We start from the raw sequence: 26,087 nt of genomic DNA, 5'->3' as shown, positions 1-26,087 counted from the left end.
GGTCATCCCCTGTACGGCTCGAATATCAAGTCTCGCGTGACGATGATCCTGACCGGGAATCCCGGCCGGATGGTCAGGGTCGGCGTGACCAGCAACTGGCGTTGGATGATCTGCTGGCCGGCGTCATTGATGGTGTCCTGCGCCCCATCACGGATAGCGCGAACCAGACGCTCCTCGTCGCTTACGGCCAGCTCGGACCCTATGGCCAGAAGAGTGGAGAGACCGGCCGCCTTTGCCAGATCCCACCAATGGTAGTCGACGCCATCCTCGAGCCCGGCATAGCCTTGCGTATCCGCCCCGGGCTGGCGTTCCAGCACGATCGAGCGACCGTTGGGCAGGATGAGCCGGTTCCAGACGAGCAGCACGCGGCGCTGACCGAACTGCACATTGTTGTCATACTGCCCGATGACGCGCGTGCCTTGCGGCACGAGCAGGATGCGGCCTGTCGGGCTGTCGTAGATGTTCTCGGTGACCTGGGCGGTGATCTGGCCCGGTAGATCGGAGCGGATGCCGGTGATGAGCGCGGCCGGAATGACAGCGCCTGCCTGAAGGATAAAGGGCGAGGCGGGCGCCACGACGCGATCCGACGACGTGGTGCGGCGATCGACGGCCGCGTTGAGGAAGGCGAGTTGCTTGTCCTGTGCGGTCTGCTGGCCGGGCTGACCCGTCAGGTCGAGACCGGCGAGATTCGGCAGGGTTGAACCTCCCGACAGTGCGCCAACTGTCGATGCGCCCGGCGCGGTCTGGAAGAACACCTTGCTTGTTCGGGCGGCCTCTTCCTCGGCTCGCCGCCGTTGCTCGGCCTCATCGACCGTGGGCGTCGTGATGGTCGGGGGAACGACAGGCTGCCCCTTGTTCTGCGCATCGAGGATTGGCCGGCCGAGATCGCCGGGCAGCGGTGGGCCGAGTACCGGGCCGGTATAGTCACGCGGCAGGCCGGCAAGACCGTCGGCCGGCTGACGGTTGCTGGTGGAATAGAGCTCCTTGCTGTCATCGCCGGATGTCCGCGTCTGGAGCGCATAAATCAATGCGCCGCCGATACCGAGGCCTCCAACCACAGCGATGCCCGCCAGCACCTTGCGGGACAGACGCGTGACACGCGGCGGCTCGGCGCGAAGACGCATAGGAGCGGCAGCGTTCGTATCGGTGTTGTCGCTCATGAAGGCCTCCCATCCGTACGCACGATTCTGACGGTTTGCTGCTGCTTGCCGCTGCCAAGGCGCAACTCGGCCGCTCCAAAGAGGCGGTCGACAATCAGAATGTTGCGGTAGATGCGGGTGTTGGCGATCTGCGCCTCACCCTCCGGTCCGATCACGAAGATCGGCGGCATCTCGCCCTGGACGATTCCGCGCGGGAACTCGACATAGACGCGCCTGCCGTCGTCGTAGACGGAAACTGGCTTCCAGGGCGGATTGTCGCCAGTCAGGCCATAGCGATAGTTGCGCGCGGCGACGATCGGGATGACCGGCGTGGCCGGGATGCTTTGCCCGTTCGCGGTCGCCGAGCGCGGATAGGCCCATGCGACGGCGGGCATATAGGGTTTCGGCCCGGAGCGTAGCTCGAGCATGTACGTTCGGCGGTTCGTGGTGATGACCAGGTTGGTGGTGATGTCCGGGCGCGAGGGTTTTACCAGGACATGGACGCGACGCATCACACCGGAACCGGATTCGGTATCGCCGATGATCCAGCGTGCCGTGTCGCCGGCGGCGATCGGACCGGCGCCGGTCAGGCTTTCGCCCGGCTCCAGCGCGATGTCGGTGATCTGCCCTGGCGCGGCATAGACCTGATAGAGCGCACCTTCCGACCAGGGATAGATCTGGATAGCGTTGTAGTAGCCATCGCGGCGTGGCTGGACGCGTGCCGCGGCGTTGGCGCTCTCGACACGGCCGACCGGCGTGCTGGCTGGCGTGCCGCCCTTGGCGGGCACCCAGGCCGGCGGGATGTGCAGCGCCTTGGGCCGGTCGTCGGTGACGACCGCGGGCACGGCCGGCAGTGGCGGGACGTCGGCGTCGTAGCTGATCTGGGGCGGCTTCTGCGGCGTGGCGCAGCCGGCGAGCGCAATCCCGGAAAGCAGCAGAACCGGAATGGCGGATTTACGGAAACCCGGAATGACGGCGATACGGAAAAGAGGCTTTCCGGAAGTACGGATGATCGACCGGTTCATTGGCTCACCTCCCGCGACCAGTTGATGGCGTTGACGTAAATGCCGAGCGGATTCGCCTTGAGCCGGTCGGCGTCGCGCGGCGGCTGGATGACGATGGTCAGGATCGCGGTCCAGCGCTCGGTCGTGGAAAGCTGTCCGTTCTCGTAGTGGCGTTCCGTCCAGGCAACGCGGAAGCTGTCGGCCGACGCGCGGATGACGCTGGAGACCTCAACGGCGACCTGTTGCTTGCCGACCTTGACGAAGGGGTCGTTCGAGCGGGCGTAATCGTTGAGCGCCGCAGCACCTCGATCCGTGGCCCACTCGTAGGCGCGCAACCAGTTCTGGCGGACGATGACGGGATCGGCCGGAATACTCCTGACCTGCTCGATGAAGCGTGCCAGATGCCACGCGACTTGGGGATCGGTCGGCCGATAGTCGGCCGTCGCCGGTTCGAATGCCTGCGCCTGACCAAGCTTGTCCACCTGGACAATCCACGGAACGACGGTTCCTTGTACCGATTGCCAGACAAGGGCCGCTGCGAACCCGGCTGACAGGGCCAGCGATCCGAAGGCCATGTATCGCCAGTTCTTCGCCTGCACGCGGGCGGAGCCGATGCGCTCGTCCCAGACCTGTTCGGCCCTCTGATACGGTGTTTCGGGTTGCGGGGTCTTGCCGTAATGGGCGGCGGGTCGCTTGAAGAGGTTCATGGCTTGTCACTTTCGGAGAGATTGACGGAGGCACCGGAGCCGTGGCTGTCACCGGAGCGGACGGCATGCGCGGTTGCCTGAACCGCATGGCGGGCATGTCCCCTGCCTCGCATGCGTTCTGCCCAGGCGGGCGGTGAGCCGGCCGTGGGCGAAGAGGAGGCCGCCGCGGCAACGCTCCCAGATCCAACGGTTCCCTGGGTGGACGTGCCGCCAGTGGCGCTGAACCCGCCTTGGACGCCTTGAGCGTAGCCCGATTGGACGCTGGCGGCCGCCCGCCGCAAAGGCGACACGGCGGCTGATCCGGCAGCACGCGCTACACCGCTAAGACCGGAGGCGACACCGGTAGCACCCGTCTGCCCCATCGAACCCAGGGTGTAGGCTGACGATGTCGCGCCGGCGATGGTCGCACCGCCACGCATGGCAGCGGCGCCGCCCCTCGCGGCCAGAACCGCACCACCGCCGGCGGCAAGCGCGGTTCCGCCGACAGCAAGGCCGGTGCCCGCGGCCGCGCCGGCTCCAAGCTGCGGGCCGCCGCTGACCAGGCCGGATGCGACGCCGGGACCGAAGATACCGAGGCCGAGCAGTGACAGCGCCGCGAGCACGACGGCCATGGCGTCATCGATTGTTGGCGTGACGCCTCCGAAACCTTGCGTGAACTGGCTGAAAAGCGTCGAGCCGATGCCGATGATGACGGCGAGCACCAGCACCTTGATACCGGACGAAATGACGTTGCCAAGGACGCGCTCGGCCATGAAGGCGGTCTTGCCGAACAGGCCGAACGGAATCAGCACGAAGCCCGCCAGCGTGGTCAGCTTGAACTCGATGAGCGTGACGAAGAGCTGGATCGCCAGGATGAAGAACGCGAGAATGACCAGCGCCCAGGCGAAGAGCAGGCAGGCGATCTGGATGAAGTTCTCGAAGAAGGCGACCCAGCCCATCAGGTCGGAGATGGATTCCAGCAGCGGTCGCGCGGCGTCGAGCCCGGTCTGTGCCACCTTGCCGGGTCGCATGAGGTCCTGCGCGGTGAAGCCCGTGCCAGATGCCTTCAGGCCGAGGCCGGCGAAGCTGTCGAAGACGATCTTCGCGAGGTTGTTCCAGTTTGAGATGAGGTAGGCGAAGACGCCGACGAACAGCGTCTTCTTGACTAGCCGCGCGATGATGTCCTCGTCGGCGCCCCAGCTCCAGAACAGAGCGACCAGCGTCACGTCGATGACGATCAGCGTCGAGGCGACGAAGCCGACCTCGCCGCCGAGCAGGCCGAAGCCCGAATCGATGTAGCGGGTGAAGACCCCGAGGAAATTGTCGATGACGCCCGAACCGCCCACGTGTCACCGTCCTTTGTTGGCAGACGGTGATGCCGGCGCGGGTTTGCGGCCGAGAAAGCGATCGCGGGTCTCGGCCCAGATGCGCAGGCATTCGGCATCCTCGGCGGCCTTCTGCCCAAGCTGCTGACAGCGGCGCTGACCCTCGCGCAGGGCGTCCCGCTTCGGCTGGACGGGATGTCCGGGTGCCGATGCCGGGTCCTCGTCCTTGCGGGTCAGTTCGATCAGCGTCGCCGTGATGGCGACGGCGACGAAGATGACAGCGGCCAGCCGGGCCAGCATCTTGCCGTCCATCCTACGGTCCTCAGTTGCCGTTGAACATTTGAGCATTGCCCGGCTGGTAGCCGCTGCCGGGCGTGAGGAACCGACGCCGCTGTTCGCGGCCCTGTTCGACCGCCGCGGTGCGTTCCGCCTCGGTCAGTGCGTCCGCACGGCCGTTGGCCGAGATCAGCGCGACAAGATCGGAGAGTTGCTGCGACTGGAGCGCGAGGATCTGGTTGCCGGCCTGCGTCGCCTGAAGCGCGCCGGCCGCGCCTTGGCTCTGACCGACCAGTTCGGACATCTGTACGCGGTTGCTGTCGATGTTGCCGACGACGCCAGCCTGCACGCGCATCGCGTCCTGCAATCCGCCGACGGTATTCTGCCAGCGCGTGCGAGCGTCGGCGACAAGCTGCTGATCCGTCGCCGACATGGACACATTGCCGTATTGCTGCTGGAAGGCCTGGTCGATCTGCTGCACGTCGAAGGCGATGTTTTGGGCCTGCTGCAAAAGCTGCTGCGTCCGCAGCACCGATTGCTGGATTTCCTGGAGAGCCGAGAACGGCAGGCTTGCAAGATTGCGCGCCTGGTTGATGAGCATCTGCGCTTCGTTCTGAAGCGATGTGATCTGATGCGTGATCTGCTCCAGCGTGCGCGCGGCCGTGAGTACGTTCTGCGCGTAGTTCGACGGATCGAAGACGATCCTCCAGGCATGTGCCGGCGTGGTCAGGACAGGCGCGAGAGCAATCGGTGCGGCGAGCATGGTTGCGGCCAGGAAAACGGCGCGCGAGCAGGCGAAACGACGGGTCATGATTGGACCTCCTGTTCGGGTTGGGTGATGAGGGTTGGGAAAGCGGGGAGGAGATCGACGGCCCAGTTCACGCCGCGGGCGTTGAACCAGGCGGCGAGGAATCCTTCGCGGCCGTGGTCGGCGACGATCTGCGCAATGAGCGTCTGGTCGGATTTGGCGGATGCTGCGCAGAGCGCCAGGCCGACTTCGGAAAGGCCGAGCTCGAACAGGCGATTGCCACGGCGTGACTGGCAGTAATAATCCCGTTTGGGCGTCGCCCGCGCGAGGATGTCGATCTGACGGTCGTTGAGGCCGAAGCGGCGGTAGATTGCCGTGATCTGGGGTTCGATCGCCCGCTCATTCGGCAAGAGCAGCCGCGTCGGGCAGCTCTCGATGATGGCGGGCGCGATCGCCGAATTGTCGATGTCGCTGAGCGACTGCGTGGCGAAGACGACGCTGGCGTTCTTCTTGCGCAGCGTCTTCAGCCATTCGCGGAGCTGGCCGGCGAACCCTTCGTCGTCCAGCGCAAGCCAGCCTTCGTCGATGATGAGCAGCGTCGGGCGGCCGTCGAGCCGGTCGCCGATGCGATGGAAGAGATAGGCGAGCACGGCGGGCGCAGCGCCCGTCCCCACAAGCCCCTCGATCTCGAAGGCCTGCACGTCCGAACTGCCAAGTTGTTCGGTCTCGGCGTCGAGCAGGCGACCGTAGGCACCTCCGACACAGAACGGGCGCAACGCCTGCTTGAGGTCATTCGACTGGAGCAGCACGCTGAGGCCGGTGATGGTGCGTTCCTCGACTGGCGCGGAGGCGAGCGAGGTAAGTGCTGTCCAGATGTGCTCCTTGGCTTCTGGGGTTACGGGCACGCGCTCGCGCTGAAGGATCGCGACGATCCAGTCGGCCGCCCAGGCGCGCTCGTAGGTGTCGTGGATGCGGGCGAACGGCTGGAGCGAGACGGAGGCGTCGGAGCCGTCGGTCAGCCCGCCGCCAAGGTCGTGCCAATCGCCCTGCATGGCGAGCGCGGCGGCGCGGATCGAGCCGCCGAAGTCGAAGGCGAAGACTTGGGCTTGGCTGTAGCGCCGGAACTGTAAGGCCATGAGCGCGAGCAGTACGCTCTTGCCGCTGCCGGTCGGGCCGACGACGAGGGTGTGGCCAACATCGCCGACATGCAGGGAAAACCGGAACGGGGTCGAGCCTTCGGTTCTGCCGTAAAGCAGCGGGGAGGCGTCGAAGTACTCGTCCCGTTCCGGCCCCGCCCACACGGCACTCAGGGGGATCATGTGGGCGAGATTGAGGGTCGAAATCGGTGGCTGCCTGACGTTGGCGTAGGCATGTCCCGGCAGCGAACCGAGCCAGGCATCAACGGCATTCACCGTCTCCATCATGGCGGTGAAGTCGCGGCCCTGGATGACCTTCTCGACCAGCCGCAGCTTCTCATCGGCGAGACGCGGATCAGCGTCCCAGACAGTGATGGTGGCGGTGACGTAGGCCATGCCGGCGACATCCGCGCCGAGTTCCTGCAAGGCGATGTCGGCATCGGCCGCCTTGTTGGCGGCATCCGTGTCCACGAGCACGGATTGCTCGTTGGTCATCACCTCCTTGAGGATCGCTGCGATCGACTTGCGCTTGGCGAACCACTGCCGCCTGATCTTGGTCAGCAGCCGCGTGGCGTCGGTTTTGTCGAGGAGCATCGCGCGCGTCGACCAGCGGTACGGAAACGCCAGGCGGTTGAGATCGTCGAGCAGGCCGGGCGTCGTCGCGGTCGGGAAGCCGACAATGGTGAGGATGCGCAGATGCTGATCGCCAAGGCGCGGCTCCAGCCCGCCGGTCAGCGGCTGGTCGACCAGCAGCGCGTCCAGATAGATCGGCGTCTCGGGGACGCGGACGCGATGCCGGTTGGTCGAGATAGTCGAGTGGAGATAGGTCAGGGTCTCGGTGTCATCGAGCCAGGCGCATTCCGGCATGAAGCCGTCGAGCAGCGCCAGGACGCGCTCGGTGCGGTCGGTGAAGGCGCGCAGGATCTCATGCGGATCGACGCCAGACCGTTCACGCCCCTCATAGAGCCAGGCCTCAGTGCGCGCGGCTTCTTCCGCGGGCGGCAGATACAGGAAGGTCAGGAAATAGCTCGATTCGAAATGCGCGCCGGCTTCCTCGAAGTCGGCCTTGCGCTCGGTATCCACCATGGCCGAGGCGGGATCGGGGAACGTGCTCTGCGGATACGTTGCGGCCTCGTGGCGCTGAGCCTCCACGAAAATACCCCAGCCAGAGCCGAGGCGGCGGAAGGCATTGTTGATGCGGCCGGCAACGGCGACCAGCTCCGCCGCGACGGCGGAATCAAGGTCGGGACCGCGAAAGCGCGCGCTGCGCTGGAAGCTGCCGTCCTTGTTGAGGACGACGCCTTCGCCGACGAGTGCCACCCAGGGCAGGTAGTCGGCGAGGCGCGAAGCCGTGCGGCGATATTCGGCAAGGTTCATCATGGCCGCGCCCTCACACCGCCAGATGGCCGGGGATGCGCAGGTGCCTGCGCCCGACTTCCACGAAGAGCGGATCGCGCCGCGCTGCCCACGCCGCCGCGAAGTGTCCGATCGCCCAGATCACGAGGCCGAGCAGCCAGAGCCGAAGGCCGAGGCCGACCGCGCCGGCAAGCGTGCCGTTCATGATGGCGATGGAACGCGGTGCGCCGCCGAGCAGGATGTGCTCGGTCAGCGCGCGATGGACGGGGACAGAGAATCCCGGCACGGTGTCGAGCTGTTCGAAGGCCGTCGCCATTAGATCAACGCCCCGCCGCCGAAGGAGAAGAACGACAGGAAGAAGCTCGACGCCGCGAAGGCGATCGACAGGCCGAAGACGATCTGGATCAGACGGCGGAAGCCACCGGACGTGTCGCCAAAGGCCAGCGTCAGGCCGGTCACGATGATGATGATGACCGCAATGATCTTGGCGACCGGCCCCTCGACCGACTGGAGGATTTTTTCGAGGGGCTGTTCCCACGGCATGGAGGAGCCGGAGGCATAGGCGCCCGGCGCCGTCATCACGCTGACGGTCAGGAACGCGGCGGCCGTTGCGAGATGGCGACGGATGCGCAAGGCGCGTTGGATCATTTGGGTTCTCCTTCGGGATTGGTTGTGGCGATGCGGTAGTCGCCGTCTGGGCCGAGGCCATCGACGCGGGCGAGTTCGGCAAGCCGCCGTGCTGAGCCGCGGCCGGACAGCACGGCGACGAGATCGATGGTCTCGGCGATCAGCGCGCGCGGGACGGTGACGACGGCTTCCTGAATGAGCTGCTCGAGCCGACGAAGCGCGCCAATCGCGCTGCCGGCATGGATGGTGCCGATCCCGCCCGGATGCCCCGTGCCCCAGGCCTTGAGCAGGTCGAGGGCTTCTGCGCCGCGAACCTCGCCGATGGGTATACGGTCCGGGCGCAGGCGCAGCGAAGACCGGACCAGATCGGAGAGTGACGCGACGCCATCCTTGGTACGCATCGCCACGAGGTTGGGGGCGGCGCATTGCAGCTCGCGCGTGTCCTCGATGATGACGACGCGATCCGCGCTTTTTGCTACTTCGGCGAGCAGTGCGTTGGTGAGCGTGGTCTTGCCGGTCGAGGTGCCGCCGGCCACAAGGATGTTGGCACGCGACTGGACCGCCGCGCGAAGCGTGGCCGCCTGGTCGGCGGTCATGATGGAGGCGGTCACATAGTCGTCGAGCGTGAACACCGCGACGGCGGGCTTGCGGATGGCGAAGGCCGGTGCGGCGACGACAGGCGGTAATAGACCTTCGAAGCGCTCGCCGGTTTCGGGCAGCTCGGCCGAGACACGTGGGCGGCGCGCATGAACCTCGGCGCCGACATGATGGGCGACCAGGCGCACAATGCGCTCGCCGTCGGCGGCCGACATCGTTTCGCCCGTGTCGGCTAGGCCCTCGGACAGTCGGTCCACCCAGATGCGGCCGTCCGGGTTCAGCATCACCTCTACCACGGCCGGCTCTTCCAGCAGCCGGGCAATGGCAGAGCCAAGCGCCGTGCGCAGCATGCGCGCGCCGCGCTGGATCGCTTCCTGCCTGTGATGAGTGACCGACATATCGTCCCCGTTTCGGCGGGGACGCGACGATCAGTTCCCCGAATGGGGATGACTAAAAGAGCCTCAGATCAGGCCGATTCAACAAGTTTCGATCGTAGTAGGGACGTGGCGCGCAAATACAGGAGAACGGCGGTAATGCCCTGTCTTGAACCGTGGAGGGTCATCGCTGAAAGCGTCTTGCGACGCCTCTTGATTCGATGCCTGCGGGATGCAAAGCGCCTGCAATTTGGCCACCGGGATCACGGATCGATCACCAGTGACTTCCAGCGTCCGGTTTCGACCTCATTCCTCGCCATTTGGCTCGCTGCTGTCGTTACCCAGAACTTGCCGTTCGTTCGGGTCCCGATTGCCGGCTTGAGCGGGGCCGTGATCGGCCGGTCCGCTTGCGGAATTTCCTGAGGAGAAGCGGCCGTTTCGTTGTCACGCTCACAATGGCGGTGCGCAATCATCAAAATATGCAGCCGGCTTCGGTTTCCGGTCGATTTCTAGTCTAAAGATGTCCGGCCGCCCGTAGTGGCCGGCCACGTCGAGGGACCTGCGTGCGGCGCGGGCCGCCTCAACATCTATGTTGGCGTAGAGAATTTTCTTCACCTTGTGCAGCGGGCCGGCAACGACGCCGCCGAAGGGCTTCACGACCACCGCGTCACCCGGGTTGATCCATACGCCTTCTGCAAAAAGTCTTTCCCGGTCGAGAAATTCATCTGGGATGTCGTCGGTTTCCAGGGCTGTCGCGGTGCTGAGCACCCAGCAGCCACCTTCGCGGGCGATGTGGTTCAAGGTCGCAAGCCAGGTTTCGCCGCTGTCCCATGTTGGTGCGACGTAGATGTCGATGTTCTGGGCATAGAGCGCAAAGCGGGCGAGCGGCATGTAACTCTCCCAGCAAATCAGCGTGCCGATGCGACCGAGGGGTGTCTCCACGAGCCGCAACCCCATGGCATCACCGAATCCCCACACCATCCGCTCCGGATTTGTTGGCATCAGTTTGCGATGGCGGTTGAGGATCGTGCCGTCTGCGCCGATCGTCACGACAGATGGTCTGTCGTGAGGGTGATCTGGAAAGCTGCCTGACCGGCTCGTCCGGTCGGCGGGTCAGCGCGGTTCTCTTGGCTTGACTTTCCGTTCGCGAAGGCCCACGTCTGGGGCACGTGCAGCACCGACCGCCACCTCCTTACGTTCTTCAGGGTGTGCCCCATCGCGGGCATCTGACCCCCGGCCAGGTCGCGTCGCGCCCCGGCCGCGGGGCATAGGCTGATTTCCCGCTGCTGCGGAAGCCAGTCTCAAACAGCGGCAAACATCTCAATCTCAGCAAGCGCCAGCGCCACGTCGAGTACGTGCGCGCGGACCACAGTCATAAGAGGGCCGAAAACCATGGCTCAGGCAAACAAGAAGCACCGCAAGCCTGCGATCACCGTCACCCGCACCGATAGCGAGCGGCTCTGGCGGCTGGCCGAATCCTACGCCGATCGTAACCCTGTCGTCGCTGAAGAACTCCTGGCCGAGCTCGATCGCGCGAAAGTCGTCGACGACGGACGGCTCGCCGCGGAGGTCGTCCGCATGGGCTCTTCGCTGCGCTTCACCAGCGATCTCGGCGAGGACAGGCGCGTGACGCTCGTATTCCCGGGTGAGGCGGACATTGCCGAAGGCAAGGTGTCGATCCTCACGCCGATCGGCGTCGCGCTGATCGGACTCGCCGCCGGGCAGTCCATCGACTGGACCGCGCGCGACGGACGCACCCATCGACTGACGGTGGAATCCGTCGACGCCCCCGGCTCACAGGCAGCGTCAGCCACGCCGTCTGCCGAACTGCGCGCCGCGTCATGACCGAAATCCGCCCGCCCTGCCGCCTCTCGCTTTTCGGGGGCCGCCTCATCGCAGGATAGCTGCCCCTGCGCCGCGTCCGTGCGGCCCAGGGGATTCTCCAGTGCGCCGCAACGTAACCGCTCCAAGCCGAGCGATGGAGAACAGCTATGACGAGAGAGACCTGCTTCCTGACCACGAAGGACTTCACGATCCTGGAGGTGATGCGTGACCGCTGCTTCGGCCAGGACGATCCGCTCGCGCCGATCCTCAAGCGGAAGATCGAGGCGGCGACGGTGATGTTCCGCGACGACATCCCCGTCAACGTCGCCACCCTCAGCAGCCGGGTGACCTTCAGCGTCGATGGCCGCGATCCCGACACGCGCATCATCTCGCATGACCGGATGACCTCGCCGATCGGCATGTACCTGCCGATCACGACGGCGCGCGGACTGGCGCTGCTCGGCCTTTCCGAGGGCCAGGAATTCGCTCTCCGCAACGGCGACGGCGAGGAGGAGCGGATCGTGCTCCATGAGGTGCACTACCAGCCCGAAGCCGCGAGGCGCGAGAAGGAGGCGCTGGAACGGCCCAGCACGCCGGCCTTCGGCAAGCAGAGCCTTCGCGTGATCCGGGGAGCGTTCTACGACCAGCCCCGCCTCGTGCCGGTCGCCCATGACGGCTTCGACGATCCCGGCCCGTCGGCCGCCTGAACGCCCGCGCTTCTCCCGGTCAGGAGCGTTGCTGATCCGGCATTGACCCCGGGGACCAGCTGTCCGGCGGTCTCCGGGGTAGCCGGCTTCAACGTAGGCCGCGTGCGTCGCGTCCGCTCGTTGGCGGAGCTTCCGCGCGCCTGAAATCCAGCTTTCGGGCAGCCGCCGACCGCGGCGCAAGGCCCGGCCATATTCGGAGACTGACATGTCTGATCACAACAATCCTCGCCCCCGATCCGCCTTTGCGCGGATGATCGTCCGTGGATTCGGGCGATGGCAGCGCCAGAGGGCGATGGACCAGCTTCAGGCCCTGGACGACAGGGAACTCTGGGACATCGGCCTTTCGCGCAACGACATCCCGCGCGCGGTCGAAGGCCTCTTCCGGGACAAGTAGCGGGTTCCGGCCCAGGTCATTCGATTGAATGGAGATCGCCAATTGGACTTGACGACCAAGGTCATCATCGCGTCCGGCATGCTGGGCCTGATGCTCATCGCGTTCGCGATGCTCTGACACCAGTGATGAAGGCCTGCACGCGGCACAATGTCCGCGTGCAGGCCCTGTCTTATCGCCGCTTGCCCGGCATCGCCGCTCGGGCCATCAGCTCCGAGACGGAACCGACTTCGGTCTTTTGTTCCTTCTGCTGCTTGGGCTTGCGGGCTTCCTTGTTGCCCTTCCTTTTCGCCATGACGGCTTCCTTCCTGACGGCGCGCGCACGGCCGCCTAGCAGCACGCGGCGCGGTTGATCAATGGTGTGAAAGGAATGTCCCTGGCCCGTCGCCCGAGGCTGCACGAGCCAGGGCTAGATGCCGTTTTTCGGGCGCTTCCGGAAAGGAAGCCTTGCTTGAAGAGGCATGGTCACGAACGCATCTTGGCCAGGCAGCAGGCTAAGTCAAACCGTCTTTGCCGCGGAACGCCGCCTGCCGGGCGACATAAGGTCGCCTCGTAAACAGCTTGGCGAACGGCTATATCGACCGCATGTGCATGGAGACTTTCATCAAGGTTTCGAGGCTTGCCGGGAACGGACGCATCCGCCCCCGGAGCAGGCTCCTTCACCCTGATTTCCGCACCTGATCCTGCTCCGGGAAATCTCTACGAAACCTGCGGTCTACCCCTGCGGCGCCAATCGCCGCATCGATGGAGCGTACGATGAGAACTCCCCGTTCACGGCTGGTCTGCCGTCCCTGCAACCGAAATCTCCCTCTGTCCGCAAGCCGGTGTCCCTGGTGCCTCACGCCTGTGCCTCACTCCCCGGGCCCGTTCCGGATGCCTGCCCTTTCGCACGTCGTCCCGTTGGATACGGGAGCGCGGCCATGATGCAGTTGATCGGCAGCACCGTCGCCTCTGACAACCTCCTGAAGGAACATGCCGCGCTCCCGTGGCGCATGAGCGGCGACGGAACGCTGGAAGTGCTGCTGCTTAGCCCGCGGCGGGACGGCAGCTGGCGGATCCCGGCAGCCCGCTGTTCGGGTACGAGAACCGGGATTCAATCTGCCGACCGGGCGGCTTTCCAGGACGCGGGCGTCACTGGAAGGGTCGGTTCCGACCCGCTCGGTCGCTACATCACCCTGAGGCTTGCGCCAGACGGCAGCCGCAAGGCAGTGGAAGTCACCGTCCATGGACTCCATGTCTGGGGCAGTCTGGTCAGCTGGCCGAACGACGTGAAAGTGACGCGGCGCTGGATGCCTCCGGCCGAAGCGGCCTTCGCGGTCGAGGACACCGGACTTCGCGACCTGTTCCGATCTCTCGTCTCCGGCGCGGCGCCCGTCAGACCGGACCTGCCGACAGGCCGTCCACTGGTTGCAGTCCCAACCGAGCGTGTTTCAGGGCTTGCTTCGTCGGCAGCAACAGGTAGGTTCGCCCCCTGCTGAAACTGCCAGCCTTCGTGCGCCTCGACGGCGCGCGCCTGCTTAAAGCGGGCATCTAACCCGGACGCGATCTGACCCCTGGCTCAGCGTCCGGGTCCGCCAGGCTTCAGCAACCTCATTCGATCTTCGCGCCCGCGATCGCGGGCGGTCGCCTGCGGCGTTCGGCCGTGGCGGGGAGTCCTTCATGGAAATTCTCGATCTCCTGTATCCGCAGGACGTCCTGGTGCGCGTTTCGGAACAGGCCAAACGTCTGCTACTGGAAGTTCTGGCCCGACATCTTGCTTCAAGGTGCGGAATGTCCGTCGTTTCCGTGCTGGCGGCTTTGCTTGGCCGGGAGAAGCTGGGCGCAACCTCCATCGGACAAGGCATCGGCATGCCCACGCGATGCTGAACGGACTGCAGGAACCCGCCGCGGTCCTTGCTGTCCTTGAGGCTCCGATCCCTTACCACGCGCCGGACGACCAGTCGGTCGATGTAGTTCTGGTCGTCATCTGGCCCCGGAACGGCTCCTCGGACTTCCTCACAGCGCTTGCGCGGTTCTGCCGGCGGCTCTCCGATCCGCAGGTCCTGAGGCAGCTCAGGGGTTCGGCATCGGCCGAGGAAGCCCTTCGGCATCTCCGTGACCCGGCAGACGCGGCTTGTCCTTCCATCGCCGGGCTGTCGGCTCTCGCTGCGCCCCGGAGCCGCACGGCAGCGAGGGAGAGCTGGCGATGAGCGCGATCGCGATGGACCGTCCTTCACGGTGGCTGGATGGGCGGATGCCGTGCGCCTCGATCGCCTCCGCGAGACGGCCGAGCGCGTGGACGTAGGCGGCGGTGCGCATCGTCACCTGCTTGGCCCTGCTGACGTTCCAGACTTCACGCCCTTCTCGTTCCATGATGGTCTGCAGCCGCTCGTGTATGTCCTCGACGGGCCAGTAGAAGCCCTGCCGGTTCTGCACCCACTCGAAGTAGGAAACGGTCACGCCTCCGGCGTTCGCGAGGATGTCGGGAAGGACGACAGTTCCTTGCTTCTCGAGGATTTCGTCCGCTTCCGGCGTGACCGGGCCGTTGGCAAGCTCGAGCACGAGCTTGGCTTTGATCGATGCGGCATTGCCTTCATGGATCATGTTCTCCAGCGCCGCCGGAACGAGCAGGTCGCAGCCCACGGCAATGAGTTCATCGGGGCCGATCCTCTCGTGGCCGCCCGTACCGACAGTGCTGCTGACAGGCTTTCCGTTCGCCTTGACATCGAGCAGAAGGTCGACATGCAGTCCGGCCGACGAAAGGACGGCTCCTTCCGAGTCCGACACGGCGACGATCTTGTGGCCGTCCGCGGCAAGCAGGCGCGCGATGTGCTGCCCGGCATTCCCGAAGCCCTGGATCGCCACCCGCATCGTCTGCCCGAGTTGAAGGTCCGATGCCAGATGCCGCACGAGATAGTAACCGCCGCGCGCGGTCGCATCGCCCCGGCCGAGAGACCCACCAAGCGAAATCGGCTTGCCCGTTATCACGGCCGGTTCGTGCTGGCCGACGATCTGCGCGTACTCGTCAGCCATCCAGCCCATGATCATCGAGTTCGTGTAGACGTCCGGCGCGGGGATGTCCCGGTCGGGACCGATGATGCGCGCGAAGGCCTGGATGTAGGCGCGGGACCCTGCTCGAAAGATGGTGGACGTGATGAATGCCGATGTTGGCCGTCAGCCATCGCAAGACAAAGGGCAGTTCATAATATGAGGAGCCGTGCAGGGCAGCGTCCTGGAACTGCCATTGCGGCTTTTGCGACCAGTGCGTTTCCTCGAACTGATGCTGGACATAGAACAGCCAGATGCCCGCTGACCCGGCCAGCACCACGACAGGCAGCTGCACAAGCAGGAACGACGCGATGCCGACCAGCCAGATAAGGCCGAGGGCCAGAATCAGGATTGCCAGATTGGTCGTCATGGTCGAGGCAGGACACCGATCGCGCGGCCGGTCCAGTCATCTGCCTTGCGGTGGGCGAAGAAGGAACCATGGCCGCAATCGTGCTGGATCATGAACAGGCGAAGCAGGAAGCCTGCCGCCGGAATAGTCAGCGCCACTCCCCACCAGAAGCCATCATGCACCGCTATCGCGGCAAGCGTCCAAAGGGCGACGAACGGGATAAGGGTGACTGTCAGTTCAAGCAGGCTGCGTCCCCTGTGCGGCTCCCGATAGCTGGCGAGAACCTGGGGCCAGGCCCGTTCGCTGCCCGGAGCGGGGAGATGGAGGTGGGTGCATCGGTCAACCACAATGGGCAGGCCTCGGTCGATTTGGAAACGGCCGTACGGAACGGCATGGCAAGCAGAAGCCATGGGGGCGTGCGTAGGAGCAGTCGAATTCCCGTTTTCATAGGAGGCGGTTATCCTCGGCCGTCTGACGAGCACGGCGACGTGTGCCGTCGGTGTCGGCTTTCCGGCGCCGTTCGGCAGCCGCCTTGCGGATGTTTTCGAAGCGGTTTTGTTCGTTCTCTTTTGTTGCGGGCTTTGGATCGGTTTTCTTGACAGAGTCGGTCATCGAATGGGCCCCTGTTGCTGGTGGATGACGAAAGAGATCGCCGGAAACCTGCCCGGCGATCAGGGGTATCTCGCCTCGAAGGCTTATGCGGCGAGAGCTGTGGCGCAGCCCTGGACGCCCAGCCTGTCTGGGCTGGTCTGTCCGGGCATGGTCGCCCAGCCGCCGGCCTCGATGAACTGGCGTTTCGTGTAGCTGTCGGTCAGGGCCTTCAACTCGGTGAGTTTCGCCGCCTTGTCCGGTGCCGCGTTGAATCGTTCGACGCATATTGCGGAGGCCAGTTCTCCCCGCGCGTTGTCACCTGCTGTCGCGGCCATCGCCTGCGAGGTGCCGCCGGTCACCCAGCCACCCCAACTGAAGCCGACGACCATCGTGGCGACGATCGCCGCGATGCACGCCCAGACCAGCATGGTCTTCGATGGCTGATAGTCTTCCCATCGCCGCAAGAGAGATCGTTTTGTCGTGCTTTGCATGGCCATGGTGTCAATCCTTTCCGATTGAAGTTCCGATTACCCTCCGCCGCCGGCGGAAGGTTGAGGCACTGCCTTCGCATGTCGGTTTGGGCGCGACGGCCTGAAACGAAATGCGAAATCGGGAGATGCCATCCCTGGCATCCGCGACTGTCGATGCGCCTAGTAGCCCATTCCGCCCATGCCGCCGTTTCCGGCTGCCGAGGCGGCGGAATCCTTCGCCGGGATATCGGCGATCATCGCTTCCGCCGTGATCAGCAGGGCGGCGATCGAGCCGGCATCCTGCAAGGCGGTGCGCACCACCTTGGCGGGATCGACGATGCCGGCCCTGATCATGTCGACATAGGTTTCCGTCTGCGCGTCGAAGCCCTGGTTGCGATCCTTGCTGTCGGTGAGCTTGCCGATGACGATGGAACCCTCGACGCCGGCGTTCTCGGCGATCTGCCGGATCGGGGCCTCCAGCGCCCTGAGCACGATCGAGACACCGGCGCTGATGTCCGCATTGGCGCCTGTCACCGAGGCCAGCGCGGTCCTTGCACGCAACAGCGCGACGCCGCCACCCGGGACGATGCCTTCCTCGACCGCCGCGCGCGTGGCGTTCAGCGCATCGTCGATGCGGTCCTTCTTCTCCTTGACTTCGGTCTCGGTCGCGCCGCCGACGCGGATCACCGCGACGCCGCCGGCTAGCTTGGCCAGCCGCTCCTGCAGCTTCTCCTTGTCGTAGTCCGAGGTTGTTTCCTCGATCTGCGCCTTGATCTGGGTGATGCGCGAGGCAATGCCTGCCTTGTCGCCGGCACCGTCGATCACCGTCGTCGTGTCTTTCTCGATCACGACGCGCTTGGCCCGCCCAAGCATGTCCAATGTGACGTTTTCCAACTTGATACCGAGGTCCTCTGAGATCATCTGGCCGGCGGTAAGCACCGCGATGTCTTCCAGCATGGCCTTGCGCCGGTCGCCGAAGCCTGGCGCCTTGACGGCGGCGACCTTCAGGCCGCCGCGCAGCTTGTTGACGACCAGCGTTGCGAGCGCCTCGCCCTCGACGTCCTCCGAAATGATCAGCAGCGGCTTACCGCTCTGCACCACCGCCTCGAGGATCGGCAGCAGGGCCTGAAGATTGCCGAGCTTCTTCTCGTGGATGAGGATGTAAGGATCCTCCATCTCGACGCGCATCTTCTCTGCGTTGGTCACGAAATACGGAGACAGGTAGCCGCGGTCGAACTGCATGCCCTCGACGACGTCGAGTTCGGTCTCGGCCGTCCTGGCTTCCTCGACCGTGATGACGCCCTCGTTGCCGACCTTGTCCATGGCCTTGGCGATCATTTCACCGACCGATGCGTCGCCATTGGCTGCGATGGTTCCGACCTGGGCGATCTCACTGGACGATTTGACCTTCTTCGATTGCGCCTGGATTTCCTTGACGACGGCGGCGACGCCGAGGTCGATGCCGCGCTTCAAATCCATCGGATTCATGCCGGCGGCGACAAGCTTGGCGCCTTCGCGCAGGATCGAGGCGGCAAGCACTGTCGCGGTCGTGGTGCCGTCGCCGGCAAGATCGTTGGTCTTGGAGGCCACCTCGCGCACCATCTGCGCGCCCATATTCTCGAACTTGTCGGCGAGCTCGATCTCCTTGGCGACCGTGACGCCATCCTTGGTGATGCGCGGAGCGCCATAGGCCTTGTCGATGACGACGTTGCGCCCCTTGGGTCCAAGCGTCACCTTGACGGCATTGTTGAGCAGTTCGACACCGCGCAGCATTCGGTCGCGGGCATCGGTGGAGAATTTGATTTCCTTGGCAGACATGATGTTTGTCCAATCGATTCTTGAATGAGGCCAATCTTGAATGAGCGCGGTCAGGCGGCCTTGTCGGCGGCGGCTCCGGCCTTTTCGACGATGCCCATGATGTCAGCCTCCTTCATGATCAGGAGGTCCTCGCCGTCGATCCTGACCTCGGTGCCGGACCATTTGCCGAACAGGATGAAGTCGCCCGCCTTGACGTCGAGCGGGATCAGGGTGCCGTTTTCGTCCCGAGAACCAGGTCCGGCGGCGACCACCTCGCCTTCCTGCGGCTTTTCCTTTGCCGTGTCGGGAATGATGATCCCGCCTCTGGATTTCAAATCACCTTCCGCACGCCGGATGACGACGCGGTCGTGGAGTGGCCGGAATTTCATTGGGGTCTTTCTGCGGCCGCGCGTAGGGCTGCCACGTCACCAACATAGGGCGTTTGGCACTCGATTGATAGGATTGCCAAAATTAATTCTTGCGTATTTCAAAATATTCTCTCTGACTATCTGAAATAATTTTCAGAAATTATCACTTTTCAAGGGCCGTATTTTGGTTTCAAGCGATTGTTTATTTTACGTAAATTGAGATTTTTAATTCGTGTCCATAAATAAAAATTATTCCGCGCCTTGTTCGCAGCTCAATTGAAGCGCATATACGTGGCTCGTTGATTTGGCCGATTTGGCTTTAGCGGTGTCAGAGACCCGCCATTCACTACCGAATTCTCGATAGCGGCTTTATTGCGCCAATCCGGCGCATGTGTCGTTCCGTTCGAACCTCGGAATGAACGCCGGCGCTGACCACGGATGTACTGGCAGCGTCGGCATCGTTCCGGTTCGGATGGGAACAATGCAGGAGGCGCCTTTGCGTGCTCCTGCGGAAATCGCAACCATGGCCAGCCGTACCACACAGACCGTCGTCCATTTTTCCGCGCCGTTCAGGCTGCCTGAGTTCGATACGCTGCAACCAGCCGGCGACTATCACGTCGACCATGACGAGGAAGCGATCGAGGGCGCCTCTTTGCTTGGCTGGCGACGTGTCGGCGCTTTCATTCACTTGCCTGGCATCGGAATGCACGGATTAACGCAGCAGATGGTGCCGATCAATCCGGCGGATCTCGACGCCGCACTCGAAAAGGACAGACAACCATGACTTATGCAAGCGCCCGGCAATCCGGCGTCCATCCGATCCGACCTGTCGCTGCAACCCATCTTTTTGCAGTAGGCCAGGCCGTTCACCTGCGCGGCAATTTCGGCACATTCCCGAAAACCTCGGAGGTCTACTACATCACCGGCACACTCCCGCCGAGGGGAGATTCACCGCAATACCGCATCCGCAGCGATGGCGAGCGGCATGAGCGGGTGACGACACAGGATAGCCTCGAACCGGCCCGCGCCTCGCAATTCAGCGAAGGCGCAACCCTCATCGAAAGGACGTTCGGCCATGGCCAAGGGACAGAAACGCAGCAATCGCGAAATCAGGAAGCCGAAGCAGGAAAAGGCGCCGCCCAAGCCTGAAAGCACGTTCGGTAAACAAATAAAGCTCGCCGCGAACAGCAACGCTTCGCGCGGCAAGGGCTGATAACCGCGATCGGCGAGACCAGTGGGCAGGAACGATGAAGATCATGATCGAGTTTTACAGGACCCGCGACGCGGACGATGCACATGCCGTCATCGGTCGTGAAACCGTGGAACTCGACGATCTCGACGGCGCCATCGCAGCCGCGCGGCTGTTGGCGCGGACCCTCGACATGCCACAGCGTCCCGACTCCATGACGATCACCGACCCGAACGGCAGAATGCACTACTGCGGCATCATCGGCTCGGAAGCGGTGGACGAAGGAAGGCAATGATCATGAATATGCAGCACCTCAAGGAGACTGAACGGAAGCGAATTGCAGCCGCGATCAGCGTCTGGGAAAACGAAGGCGGCGCGCCCGGTCAGGATTCCATGCACCATCAATATGGCCGCCGTATCGAAGCCGACCGTTCCTGGACGATCTATCATGTCTTTACCGGCATTCCGGCGCGCTTCGGCGGCGATGCCATGACCGGCCTGAGCCGTCTGGATGCAACCAGCGGCATGTTGTGTCTCAACCTTCGCAACGCCGAGCGCCGCAGGGAACGCATTGAACTCTCGCCCTTCAGAACAATCCCGAAACCGGCGGAGCGCAGGTCATGACGCTGGCCTTTCCCAACCCAAGCCGCAGCTTCGACGAAGCGCGCAACGCCGTGCGCTTCATGGGCCACGACGGCATGTTCCAGATCCGCTTCTTTATCGAGGCGGGTGCGCTGACGAAGTCGGATGCCGCTAGACGCGAGGCGGGGACGCTGGAAGCCAGGTGCCTGTCGGCTTTCGACGCCTTGCGCACAACCATCTACGATGTCGCGTGCAAGGCCTATTCGCACGGCCGCCGCGATTCCTACACGCTGACCGCCGCGGATTTCCGCTAGGCGGTTTTCCATGCTGATCCGCTATGGCTATGAGATCACGTTGACATGCCAGCAGCCCACGGCCCTGGTCTGCCTGCTATCGGTCCATGAGGACCGCGCCGCCGACATCAGGGCCCCGGAAATGACATTCACTAATCCCGACATACCGGTATCGACCTATCGCGATCTGTTCGGCAACCGTTGTCGCCGCCTCGTCGCGCCGGCCGGAGACCTGACGATATGGGGCGACGCCACGATCGAGGACGACGGCAGGCTGGACAAGGTGGTACTAAATGCTCGTGAACTAGCGGTGCCTGACCTTCCGGACGACAGCCTCGTCTACCTCATGGGCAGTCGCTATTGCGAAACCGACCGACTCAGCCAGATCGCCTGGGATATTTTCGGCGCCGTTGCTCCGGGATGGGGCCGCGTGCAGGCGATCTGCGACTTCGTCCACAATCACATCCGCTTCGATTACATGCAGGCCCGCTCGACGCGAACGGCCTTCGAGACCTATCACGAGCGCGTCGGCGTCTGTCGCGACTTCGCCCACCTTGCCGTCGCGTTCTGCCGCTGCCTCAACATTCCCGCCCGCTATGTCAACGGCTATCTCGGCGACATCGGCGTGCCGGCCGTCGACCCGATGGATTTCAGTGCCTGGATCGAAGTCTTCCTCGACGGCGAATGGTACACATTCGATCCGCGCAACAACACACCGCGGATCGGCAGGATCGTGGTGGCACGCGGCCGTGATGCCGCCGACATCCCATTGATCAATTCATTCGGCCCGCATTTCTTGAAGGCGTTCCGGGTCTGGACCTATGAGGTATCAGCTCTGACTGCGTAGCCCGCATGTCGTCGCCTCCTCCTTCTGGAGATAGATATACGTGGAGGAGCGCATCCCGGCACGAAATGCCGATGTTGATTCGCTCTGCTAGAGAGTCCGGGGAAGGTGCAACCTCGACCTATAGCTTGGCCTTCGGCAATGTCTGCTTTTGTGCACCAGCGAAGGCGTTATCAATGTCGCCACTAAGGGCGCGTTGCTGAACGCGGCCCCGCAATGTTAAGCGAGGCCGCGCAGATCAGATTTCCGTTGTCTCGGCGAGCGTAAGCGCATCATCGATATCCACGCCAAGGTATCGAACGGTGTTTTCGATCTTGGTGTGTCCAAGCAATATCTGAATAGCTCGAAGATTGCCGGTAGCCTTGTAGATCAACGCGGCCTTGGTACGACGGAGTGAATGTGTTCCGTATTCCTCGGGACGCAGTCCAATCGCAGTAACCCATTCATCAACCAATCGCGCGTACTGTCGAGTGCTCAGGTGCCCTTCGTGGTCGACCCGACTCGGGAACGCGTAGTCATCGATACTGCCACCGCGGCGTTCGAGCCACGCAAGCAGGCTTGCCCTCGTGTCTGCGGTAATCTCGAACTGGACGGGCCGGCCAGTCTTCTGCTGGATCACCATTGATCGGGCGCGTATCGCCGGGCCGGCGACAAGCGATCCGATCTTCATTTTGACGAGGTCACAACCGCGAAGCTTGCTGTCGATCGCGAGGTCAAACAATGCCCGGTCGCGCATCCGCCCTTCACGATCCAAGAAGAAGCGGATCAGCCAAATTTGTTTTACTTTGAGCGCTCGCTTGGCGCCGACCTGCTTGCCCGCATTCCAGGCTGGCCGACCTTTGGCGGCCGGATCGTATTTTGAGATACCCATGACATTTCTCCTTTTGGCCAAGATGGCCAATGAAGAAATAGGGAGGGGGCCGCTTGCGGGCTGGCCATTTCCGGGTTGCGTCCAGCGGATAGCTGTCGTTAAGCAACCGATCTTTCATTGCCATTCCAAACCCGTTCCTGCGGTCCCGTTAGCTGCCGTACGTTCAGCACGCTCCGCTCGTCATACGCTGGCTGCAAGCCCTCAACTACGATGACGCAGCGCATCTAGAACTAGGCTGAAGGCAAAGTGATCTCCTGCTGGGATAATACAAATAATAGCTGTCGAATCGCTCGCACCGTCCTTCAGCACTCGAATCAGCGTTCCGTCGGCCAAGTATCGCCTCACATGGTCTTCGAGCGTGAAAGCGATTCCCTGCCCCGAGACGGCTGCCGCCACGATCAGGTCGTTAAAGACGAGTTGCCCTTCCGGCTTGCCCCCTAGCTGCTTCCTCTTCCACTCGAATTCCCAAGGACGAGGAAGAGGCGACCGATGAGGTATTGGAAGCCCTCGGCGAACCCCACCGGAATCTTCTCGCTAACGTAGTACGAAGAGAGTAGGGTCAATTGTCGACGGCCATTTTTAGGGCACCGTCGGTTGAGGGCGGCCATCGTGCCCTAGCCCCAACGAAAGGAGGACTCCATGTCTTCCGCCTATCTGACTTCCAAGAACATGACGATGATCGAACGGTTACTGCTCGAAGTTCGAGCCGTTCCACGCAACAGAAGTCAGGAAACGATGAGGGCAAGGTTCCTGATTGATCAATTTCAAGGCGGCGTCACAGCGGAGGCTGACCTGCGCTCGGTGCTCAATGTGCGCGAGGTCAAGGGGAGCGACTCCTCGCAACGAAGTGTGGTTAGCCGAGCCGTCGGCGCTTTGTTCGGATCCAGGTTCTCGGATCGCGAGGCGCCGCAGATTGTTGCCCAAAAACTCGCGTTCCGGGTCGCCCGAGACGAAGTTCAGTGTCGAATTGACAATGATACAGACGGCCGGCATCGCCGCGAGAACGAGGTCAAAAGCCGCCATCAGATGCATTGACGAAGCTTCTGTGGGGACGACCGGCAAAGGACTTCAAATGGATAGCATGAAAAATCTTGCCCGCTTGGCCGCTGATCCCGCTGGCTGGCTGTTGGCGCTCGTGGTCGGCATTTTGGGCAGTATCGTGTACGTCGTTCTGACCAGCATTACCTTCTGAGCATGGACGATATCAAAACCGTGGTTCTCTCGAAGGCACCCGGCGGCTGGTGTGTGCGCATCACGGAAAACGGGCGAACCCTCGAGCTTCGATATCCAACCAAACAGTTTTGCCAAGGCATACGCTGAGGGGCAAGCCTATCGACTGGGCGTCACGGCTACTGAAGACACGACAATCACGTAGCCACACGTATCAATGACCAGCCTGTGCCGACCGGCATAAATCGCTGCAGGGACAATGTATACGACGGCCGCCGGCAGGTTCTGCTCAGGTAGCAGCCACATCCTCTACGTTTCTTCATCTAGCCCCCTCGAAACCAGGAAAGCCCGCCCGGGAGTAGCCGGACGGGCACCTCAACCTCGTGTCGGGCATTCAAGGCCGCTTCGGCAGCACTACTTACCACTGCATCTAGCAACTTGGTGCTGATGTGAACGTTCATGGAGGCACGCGGATGGAGCCGACGACGGACGGTTGTGAGAGAACGGGAAAGGTGGGAGGGTCTTTCCATGCCTCAAGAGCATGATACGGACGCCTTCATTTCTGAACTCACTCATGCAGCGGGCGAGACGGGCAATCTGACAAAGTTGCAGTGCGCCAGGCTATTGCAGCGTGCTGCCGCCACGCTTCATCGGGTTTACCATTGCAAGATCGATTACTCCGGGACCCCGGCAAACAGCCGCTGGCAAGGGCCGGCGGTTTACCGATGGCCGGAAATGCCCTTGCGGATCGACACCTTGTCGGATGAGGAAATATCGAGCGAGCTACGCCATGCGGCCCTGCTCATGAAGACATCGCGGGGCTAAAGGACGCAGTTGAGGAGATGCACATCCGGCTGCTGAGCAAAAAGCAGGTGGCTCGATCGAACGAGCCGTCAGAAGCTCCCATGCTGGTTTAGACCGCCTCGCCAAAGTTTCCTTCCAGGCCTTTCATAGCTCGGACTTTTTGCGACCAAGGGGATGCGCTGGGGTAAGAAGCCTGTATGGTGCGCAGCTTGGTCTACCGCCTCGGTTGACCGGAAAGCCATAAAGGCGTCAGGAGATACGTTGCAAGTTCTGGTGAGAGATAACAATGTTGATCAGGCACTAAGGGTGCTCAAAAAGAAAATGCAACGCGAAGGGCTCTTTCGAGAAATGAAAGCACGGAAGGCATATGAAAAACCTTCGGAACGCCGCGTCCGGGAAAAAGGCGAAGCGATCAGGCGTGCGAAAAAACTAGCGAGAAAACAAGCGCAGCGCGAAGGTCTCCTGCCCGCGCCCAAGAAGAAGCCTATTCTTCCCCGCCCAGCGTCACGAGCTGCATAGTTTGCCAGAACGGACCACCCGCACCGCTTCGGGGGAGTTCGTTACGTCCCCAGAAGAAATAAATCTCCCGCCAGCCGTGAACCGAGCGGGCGATTTATAACGTGATGCGACAAGGTGTGGCCGATATCCTATGGTGGCGCACCACAACGGGGCTAAAGGGTTATGTGGTCGCAGGGGCTGTTGCGATGGAAACGGCAGACCTTGCGTTCCTGGCCCTCCGAGCCACTTCTTTCGCCAATTTCCATCGTACGCCTCCCGGACGCGACAAACAACAGTGTGTCGCCTCTTCGAGGACGTGGCGGCTGTCTTTCTCAGCAATGTAGCGCCGCAATTTTTCGATGGTCTCGCCAACGTATTTCACCTTGCCGCTTCGAGACCGTCGTAAGGAGCTTGGGGCGGTGCTAGAATAAAAACCGCCGGGTCGGCATTTGTTCCGAGCACGGGTTCAATTGTCCATGTGGGAGGCGTTTTCGATGACAAAGGCGCGGCTGGACAACATGCTGGACTGCAAGCGATGTGGCAGGATCCAGATGACGATCCCCGACAATGCAGATGAAGAAACGCCTATCCATTGCAGCAATTGCGGCGGCTATCTTGGCCTTTGGGGAGAACTGCAGCGAGACTTCGCAAGGCAGATAGCGAACGCCGAAAGCATCGATCTCAATCATGGAACGATGACCAAAAACGCGTAAGCGCGTCGCGGGTCCAACAAGCGACTCGTCCGACCGTTCGGTCAAGCCGTCAATACGGTCGCTCCTCTCGCAGCGCCTTTTCGGAACTGTTCTGTTCCGCACCGTCATCGGATCGATTGAGCGTCACCGTGCAGCGGATGAGGAAATTCCAGTCGGGTCCGTGCTCGATGATGAGATGGAGATCTGAAATCTCCTCGAAGTAGTGCTCGACGCTCTTCGGCCCATCCTCGGTGCGGTATTCGATGACTGCCTTCCAGCGCTTTTCGCCGTGGAGATTGATCACGTTGTTCATCTGCGCTCCGTAGCAGCCACGATTTTCGATCGGGGATGA

Annotated in this window: 33 protein-coding genes and 2 pseudogenes; 15 read left to right on the top strand and 20 right to left on the bottom strand. The window is 63.0% G+C overall.

What is annotated here, in order from left to right; all coding sequences use genetic code 11:
• Positions 1-2: 2 nt before the first annotated feature.
• From PV773_RS06325 to PV773_RS06275, 11 genes are all read right to left on the bottom strand, one after another.
• Positions 3-1,160 (bottom strand): TrbI/VirB10 family protein, encoded by a 1,158-nt coding sequence (locus tag PV773_RS06325; RefSeq protein ID WP_347965522.1) that lies wholly within the window; start codon positions 1,158-1,160, stop codon positions 3-5.
• Positions 1,157-2,164, bottom strand: a complete 1,008-nt coding sequence (gene trbG, locus PV773_RS06320; RefSeq protein WP_347965521.1) for a P-type conjugative transfer protein TrbG — start codon at positions 2,162-2,164, stop codon at positions 1,157-1,159. Before trbG ends, PV773_RS06325 begins: the two co-directional genes overlap by 4 nt.
• Positions 2,161-2,850 carry a conjugal transfer protein TrbF gene (trbF, locus tag PV773_RS06315; protein ID WP_347965520.1) on the bottom strand — a complete coding sequence of 230 codons (690 nt, stop codon included), beginning with the start codon at positions 2,848-2,850 and terminating at the stop codon, positions 2,161-2,163. The genes trbG and trbF overlap by 4 nt, the downstream gene beginning before the upstream one ends.
• Entirely contained in the window at positions 2,847-4,175 is a 1,329-nt protein-coding gene (gene trbL / locus PV773_RS06310) for a P-type conjugative transfer protein TrbL (protein WP_347965519.1), read from the bottom strand. Before trbL ends, trbF begins: the two co-directional genes overlap by 4 nt.
• Positions 4,176-4,178: 3 nt before the next feature.
• Entirely contained in the window at positions 4,179-4,466 is a 288-nt protein-coding gene (gene trbK-alt, locus PV773_RS06305; RefSeq protein ID WP_347965518.1) for a putative entry exclusion protein TrbK-alt, read from the bottom strand.
• A gap of 10 nt (positions 4,467-4,476) precedes the next feature.
• Positions 4,477-5,241 carry a P-type conjugative transfer protein TrbJ gene (gene trbJ, locus PV773_RS06300; protein WP_347965517.1) on the bottom strand — a complete coding sequence of 255 codons (765 nt, stop codon included), beginning with the start codon at positions 5,239-5,241 and terminating at the stop codon, positions 4,477-4,479.
• The gene (gene trbE, locus PV773_RS06295) at positions 5,238-7,694 is read right to left on the bottom strand and encodes a conjugal transfer protein TrbE (RefSeq protein ID WP_347965516.1); all 2,457 of its coding nucleotides are present in this window, start codon (positions 7,692-7,694) and stop codon (positions 5,238-5,240) included. Before trbE ends, trbJ begins: the two co-directional genes overlap by 4 nt.
• Positions 7,695-7,704: 10 nt before the next feature.
• Positions 7,705-7,986, bottom strand: a complete 282-nt coding sequence (locus tag PV773_RS06290) for a VirB3 family type IV secretion system protein (protein WP_347965515.1) — start codon at positions 7,984-7,986, stop codon at positions 7,705-7,707.
• On the bottom strand, positions 7,986-8,318 hold the full coding sequence (locus PV773_RS06285; RefSeq protein WP_347965514.1) for a TrbC/VirB2 family protein: 333 nt from the start codon (positions 8,316-8,318) through the stop codon (positions 7,986-7,988). The genes PV773_RS06290 and PV773_RS06285 overlap by 1 nt, the downstream gene beginning before the upstream one ends.
• Positions 8,315-9,292, bottom strand: a complete 978-nt coding sequence (gene trbB / locus PV773_RS06280; RefSeq protein ID WP_347965513.1) for a P-type conjugative transfer ATPase TrbB — start codon at positions 9,290-9,292, stop codon at positions 8,315-8,317. The genes PV773_RS06285 and trbB overlap by 4 nt, the downstream gene beginning before the upstream one ends.
• 426 nt (positions 9,293-9,718) lie before the next feature.
• Positions 9,719-10,318 carry a nitrilase-related carbon-nitrogen hydrolase gene (locus PV773_RS06275; RefSeq protein ID WP_347965512.1) on the bottom strand — a complete coding sequence of 200 codons (600 nt, stop codon included), beginning with the start codon at positions 10,316-10,318 and terminating at the stop codon, positions 9,719-9,721.
• A 342-nt stretch (positions 10,319-10,660) separates the two neighbouring features.
• Between PV773_RS06275 and rnk the strand changes: the two genes are divergently transcribed.
• The 3 genes from rnk to PV773_RS06260 all read left to right on the top strand — a co-directional run bounded on the left by rnk (position 10,661) and on the right by PV773_RS06260 (position 12,193).
• On the top strand, positions 10,661-11,113 hold the full coding sequence (rnk, locus tag PV773_RS06270; RefSeq protein WP_347965511.1) for a nucleoside diphosphate kinase regulator: 453 nt from the start codon (positions 10,661-10,663) through the stop codon (positions 11,111-11,113).
• A 146-nt stretch (positions 11,114-11,259) separates the two neighbouring features.
• The gene (locus PV773_RS06265) at positions 11,260-11,799 is read left to right on the top strand and encodes a nucleoside-diphosphate kinase (RefSeq protein ID WP_347965510.1); all 540 of its coding nucleotides are present in this window, start codon (positions 11,260-11,262) and stop codon (positions 11,797-11,799) included.
• A gap of 205 nt (positions 11,800-12,004) precedes the next feature.
• Entirely contained in the window at positions 12,005-12,193 is a 189-nt protein-coding gene (locus PV773_RS06260) for a DUF1127 domain-containing protein (RefSeq protein WP_347965509.1), read from the top strand.
• 169 nt (positions 12,194-12,362) lie between these two features.
• On the opposite strand, the gene PV773_RS06255 is transcribed toward PV773_RS06260, so the two are convergent.
• Complete coding sequence (locus PV773_RS06255) at positions 12,363-12,485, bottom strand: hypothetical protein (RefSeq protein WP_347965508.1); 123 nt, start codon at positions 12,483-12,485, stop codon at positions 12,363-12,365.
• Positions 12,486-13,110: 625 nt separating this feature from the next.
• On the opposite strand from PV773_RS06255, the gene PV773_RS06250 reads away from it, so the two are divergent.
• Positions 13,111-13,668: a hypothetical protein gene (locus tag PV773_RS06250; protein ID WP_347965507.1), complete on the top strand. Its 558-nt coding sequence runs from the start codon at positions 13,111-13,113 to the stop codon at positions 13,666-13,668.
• A 181-nt stretch (positions 13,669-13,849) separates the two neighbouring features.
• Positions 13,850-14,056 carry a hypothetical protein gene (locus PV773_RS06245; protein ID WP_347965506.1) on the top strand — a complete coding sequence of 69 codons (207 nt, stop codon included), beginning with the start codon at positions 13,850-13,852 and terminating at the stop codon, positions 14,054-14,056.
• A 369-nt stretch (positions 14,057-14,425) separates the two neighbouring features.
• Here PV773_RS06245 and PV773_RS06240 read toward each other — a convergent pair.
• The 6 genes and pseudogenes from PV773_RS06240 to PV773_RS06215 all read right to left on the bottom strand — a co-directional run.
• A pseudogene (locus PV773_RS06240) lies at positions 14,426-15,298 on the bottom strand (Glu/Leu/Phe/Val dehydrogenase); the annotation flags it as partial.
• A pseudogene (locus PV773_RS06235) lies at positions 15,294-15,913 on the bottom strand (fatty acid desaturase); the annotation flags it as partial. The pseudogenes PV773_RS06240 and PV773_RS06235, both read right to left, overlap by 5 nt.
• Before the next feature lie 97 nt (positions 15,914-16,010).
• On the bottom strand, positions 16,011-16,178 hold the full coding sequence (locus tag PV773_RS06230) for a hypothetical protein (RefSeq protein ID WP_347965505.1): 168 nt from the start codon (positions 16,176-16,178) through the stop codon (positions 16,011-16,013).
• Between the two features lie 83 nt (positions 16,179-16,261).
• Positions 16,262-16,654 (bottom strand): hypothetical protein, encoded by a 393-nt coding sequence (locus tag PV773_RS06225; protein ID WP_347965504.1) that lies wholly within the window; start codon positions 16,652-16,654, stop codon positions 16,262-16,264.
• Between the two features lie 153 nt (positions 16,655-16,807).
• Complete coding sequence (groL, locus tag PV773_RS06220; protein ID WP_347965503.1) at positions 16,808-18,445, bottom strand: chaperonin GroEL; 1,638 nt, start codon at positions 18,443-18,445, stop codon at positions 16,808-16,810.
• A gap of 50 nt (positions 18,446-18,495) precedes the next feature.
• Complete coding sequence (locus PV773_RS06215) at positions 18,496-18,813, bottom strand: co-chaperone GroES (protein ID WP_315924146.1); 318 nt, start codon at positions 18,811-18,813, stop codon at positions 18,496-18,498.
• 502 nt (positions 18,814-19,315) lie between these two features.
• On the opposite strand from PV773_RS06215, the gene PV773_RS06210 reads away from it, so the two are divergent.
• The 6 genes from PV773_RS06210 (at position 19,316) to PV773_RS06185 (ending at position 21,703) form a co-directional block, all read left to right on the top strand.
• A complete protein-coding gene (locus PV773_RS06210; protein ID WP_347965811.1) occupies positions 19,316-19,576 on the top strand; it encodes a hypothetical protein in 261 nt (86 codons plus the stop codon).
• Positions 19,573-19,941, top strand: a complete 369-nt coding sequence (locus PV773_RS06205) for a hypothetical protein (protein ID WP_347965502.1) — start codon at positions 19,573-19,575, stop codon at positions 19,939-19,941. The genes PV773_RS06210 and PV773_RS06205 overlap by 4 nt, the downstream gene beginning before the upstream one ends.
• Positions 19,942-20,039: 98 nt before the next feature.
• Positions 20,040-20,276 carry a hypothetical protein gene (locus PV773_RS06200; RefSeq protein WP_315924150.1) on the top strand — a complete coding sequence of 79 codons (237 nt, stop codon included), beginning with the start codon at positions 20,040-20,042 and terminating at the stop codon, positions 20,274-20,276.
• 2 nt (positions 20,277-20,278) lie between these two features.
• A complete protein-coding gene (locus tag PV773_RS06195; protein WP_315924152.1) occupies positions 20,279-20,605 on the top strand; it encodes a hypothetical protein in 327 nt (108 codons plus the stop codon).
• A complete protein-coding gene (locus tag PV773_RS06190; RefSeq protein WP_347965501.1) occupies positions 20,602-20,877 on the top strand; it encodes a DUF1488 domain-containing protein in 276 nt (91 codons plus the stop codon). Before PV773_RS06195 ends, PV773_RS06190 begins: the two co-directional genes overlap by 4 nt.
• 10 nt (positions 20,878-20,887) lie before the next feature.
• Positions 20,888-21,703 carry a transglutaminase family protein gene (locus PV773_RS06185; RefSeq protein WP_347965500.1) on the top strand — a complete coding sequence of 272 codons (816 nt, stop codon included), beginning with the start codon at positions 20,888-20,890 and terminating at the stop codon, positions 21,701-21,703.
• A gap of 235 nt (positions 21,704-21,938) precedes the next feature.
• On the opposite strand, the gene PV773_RS06180 is transcribed toward PV773_RS06185, so the two are convergent.
• Positions 21,939-22,571: a tyrosine-type recombinase/integrase gene (locus tag PV773_RS06180; protein WP_347965499.1), complete on the bottom strand. Its 633-nt coding sequence runs from the start codon at positions 22,569-22,571 to the stop codon at positions 21,939-21,941.
• Between the two features lie 639 nt (positions 22,572-23,210).
• Here PV773_RS06180 and PV773_RS06175 point away from each other — a divergent pair.
• The 4 genes from PV773_RS06175 (at position 23,211) to PV773_RS06160 (ending at position 25,756) form a co-directional block, all read left to right on the top strand.
• Entirely contained in the window at positions 23,211-23,606 is a 396-nt protein-coding gene (locus tag PV773_RS06175) for a hypothetical protein (RefSeq protein ID WP_315924160.1), read from the top strand.
• A 663-nt stretch (positions 23,607-24,269) separates the two neighbouring features.
• Complete coding sequence (locus tag PV773_RS06170) at positions 24,270-24,566, top strand: hypothetical protein (protein WP_315924164.1); 297 nt, start codon at positions 24,270-24,272, stop codon at positions 24,564-24,566.
• A 240-nt stretch (positions 24,567-24,806) separates the two neighbouring features.
• Complete coding sequence (gene rpsU, locus PV773_RS06165; RefSeq protein ID WP_315924166.1) at positions 24,807-25,064, top strand: 30S ribosomal protein S21; 258 nt, start codon at positions 24,807-24,809, stop codon at positions 25,062-25,064.
• Between the two features lie 473 nt (positions 25,065-25,537).
• Positions 25,538-25,756 carry a hypothetical protein gene (locus PV773_RS06160; protein ID WP_347965498.1) on the top strand — a complete coding sequence of 73 codons (219 nt, stop codon included), beginning with the start codon at positions 25,538-25,540 and terminating at the stop codon, positions 25,754-25,756.
• 49 nt (positions 25,757-25,805) lie between these two features.
• On the opposite strand, the gene PV773_RS06155 is transcribed toward PV773_RS06160, so the two are convergent.
• Positions 25,806-26,048, bottom strand: coding sequence for a hypothetical protein (locus PV773_RS06155; protein WP_347965497.1), 243 nt, complete (start codon positions 26,046-26,048; stop codon positions 25,806-25,808).
• Positions 26,049-26,087: the final 39 nt, after the last annotated feature.

This window comes from Mesorhizobium sp. CC13, from assembly GCF_039907765.1.
Classification (GTDB): Bacteria; Pseudomonadota; Alphaproteobacteria; order Rhizobiales; family Rhizobiaceae; genus Aminobacter.
This window is presented reverse-complemented; position numbering and strand designations above follow the sequence as displayed.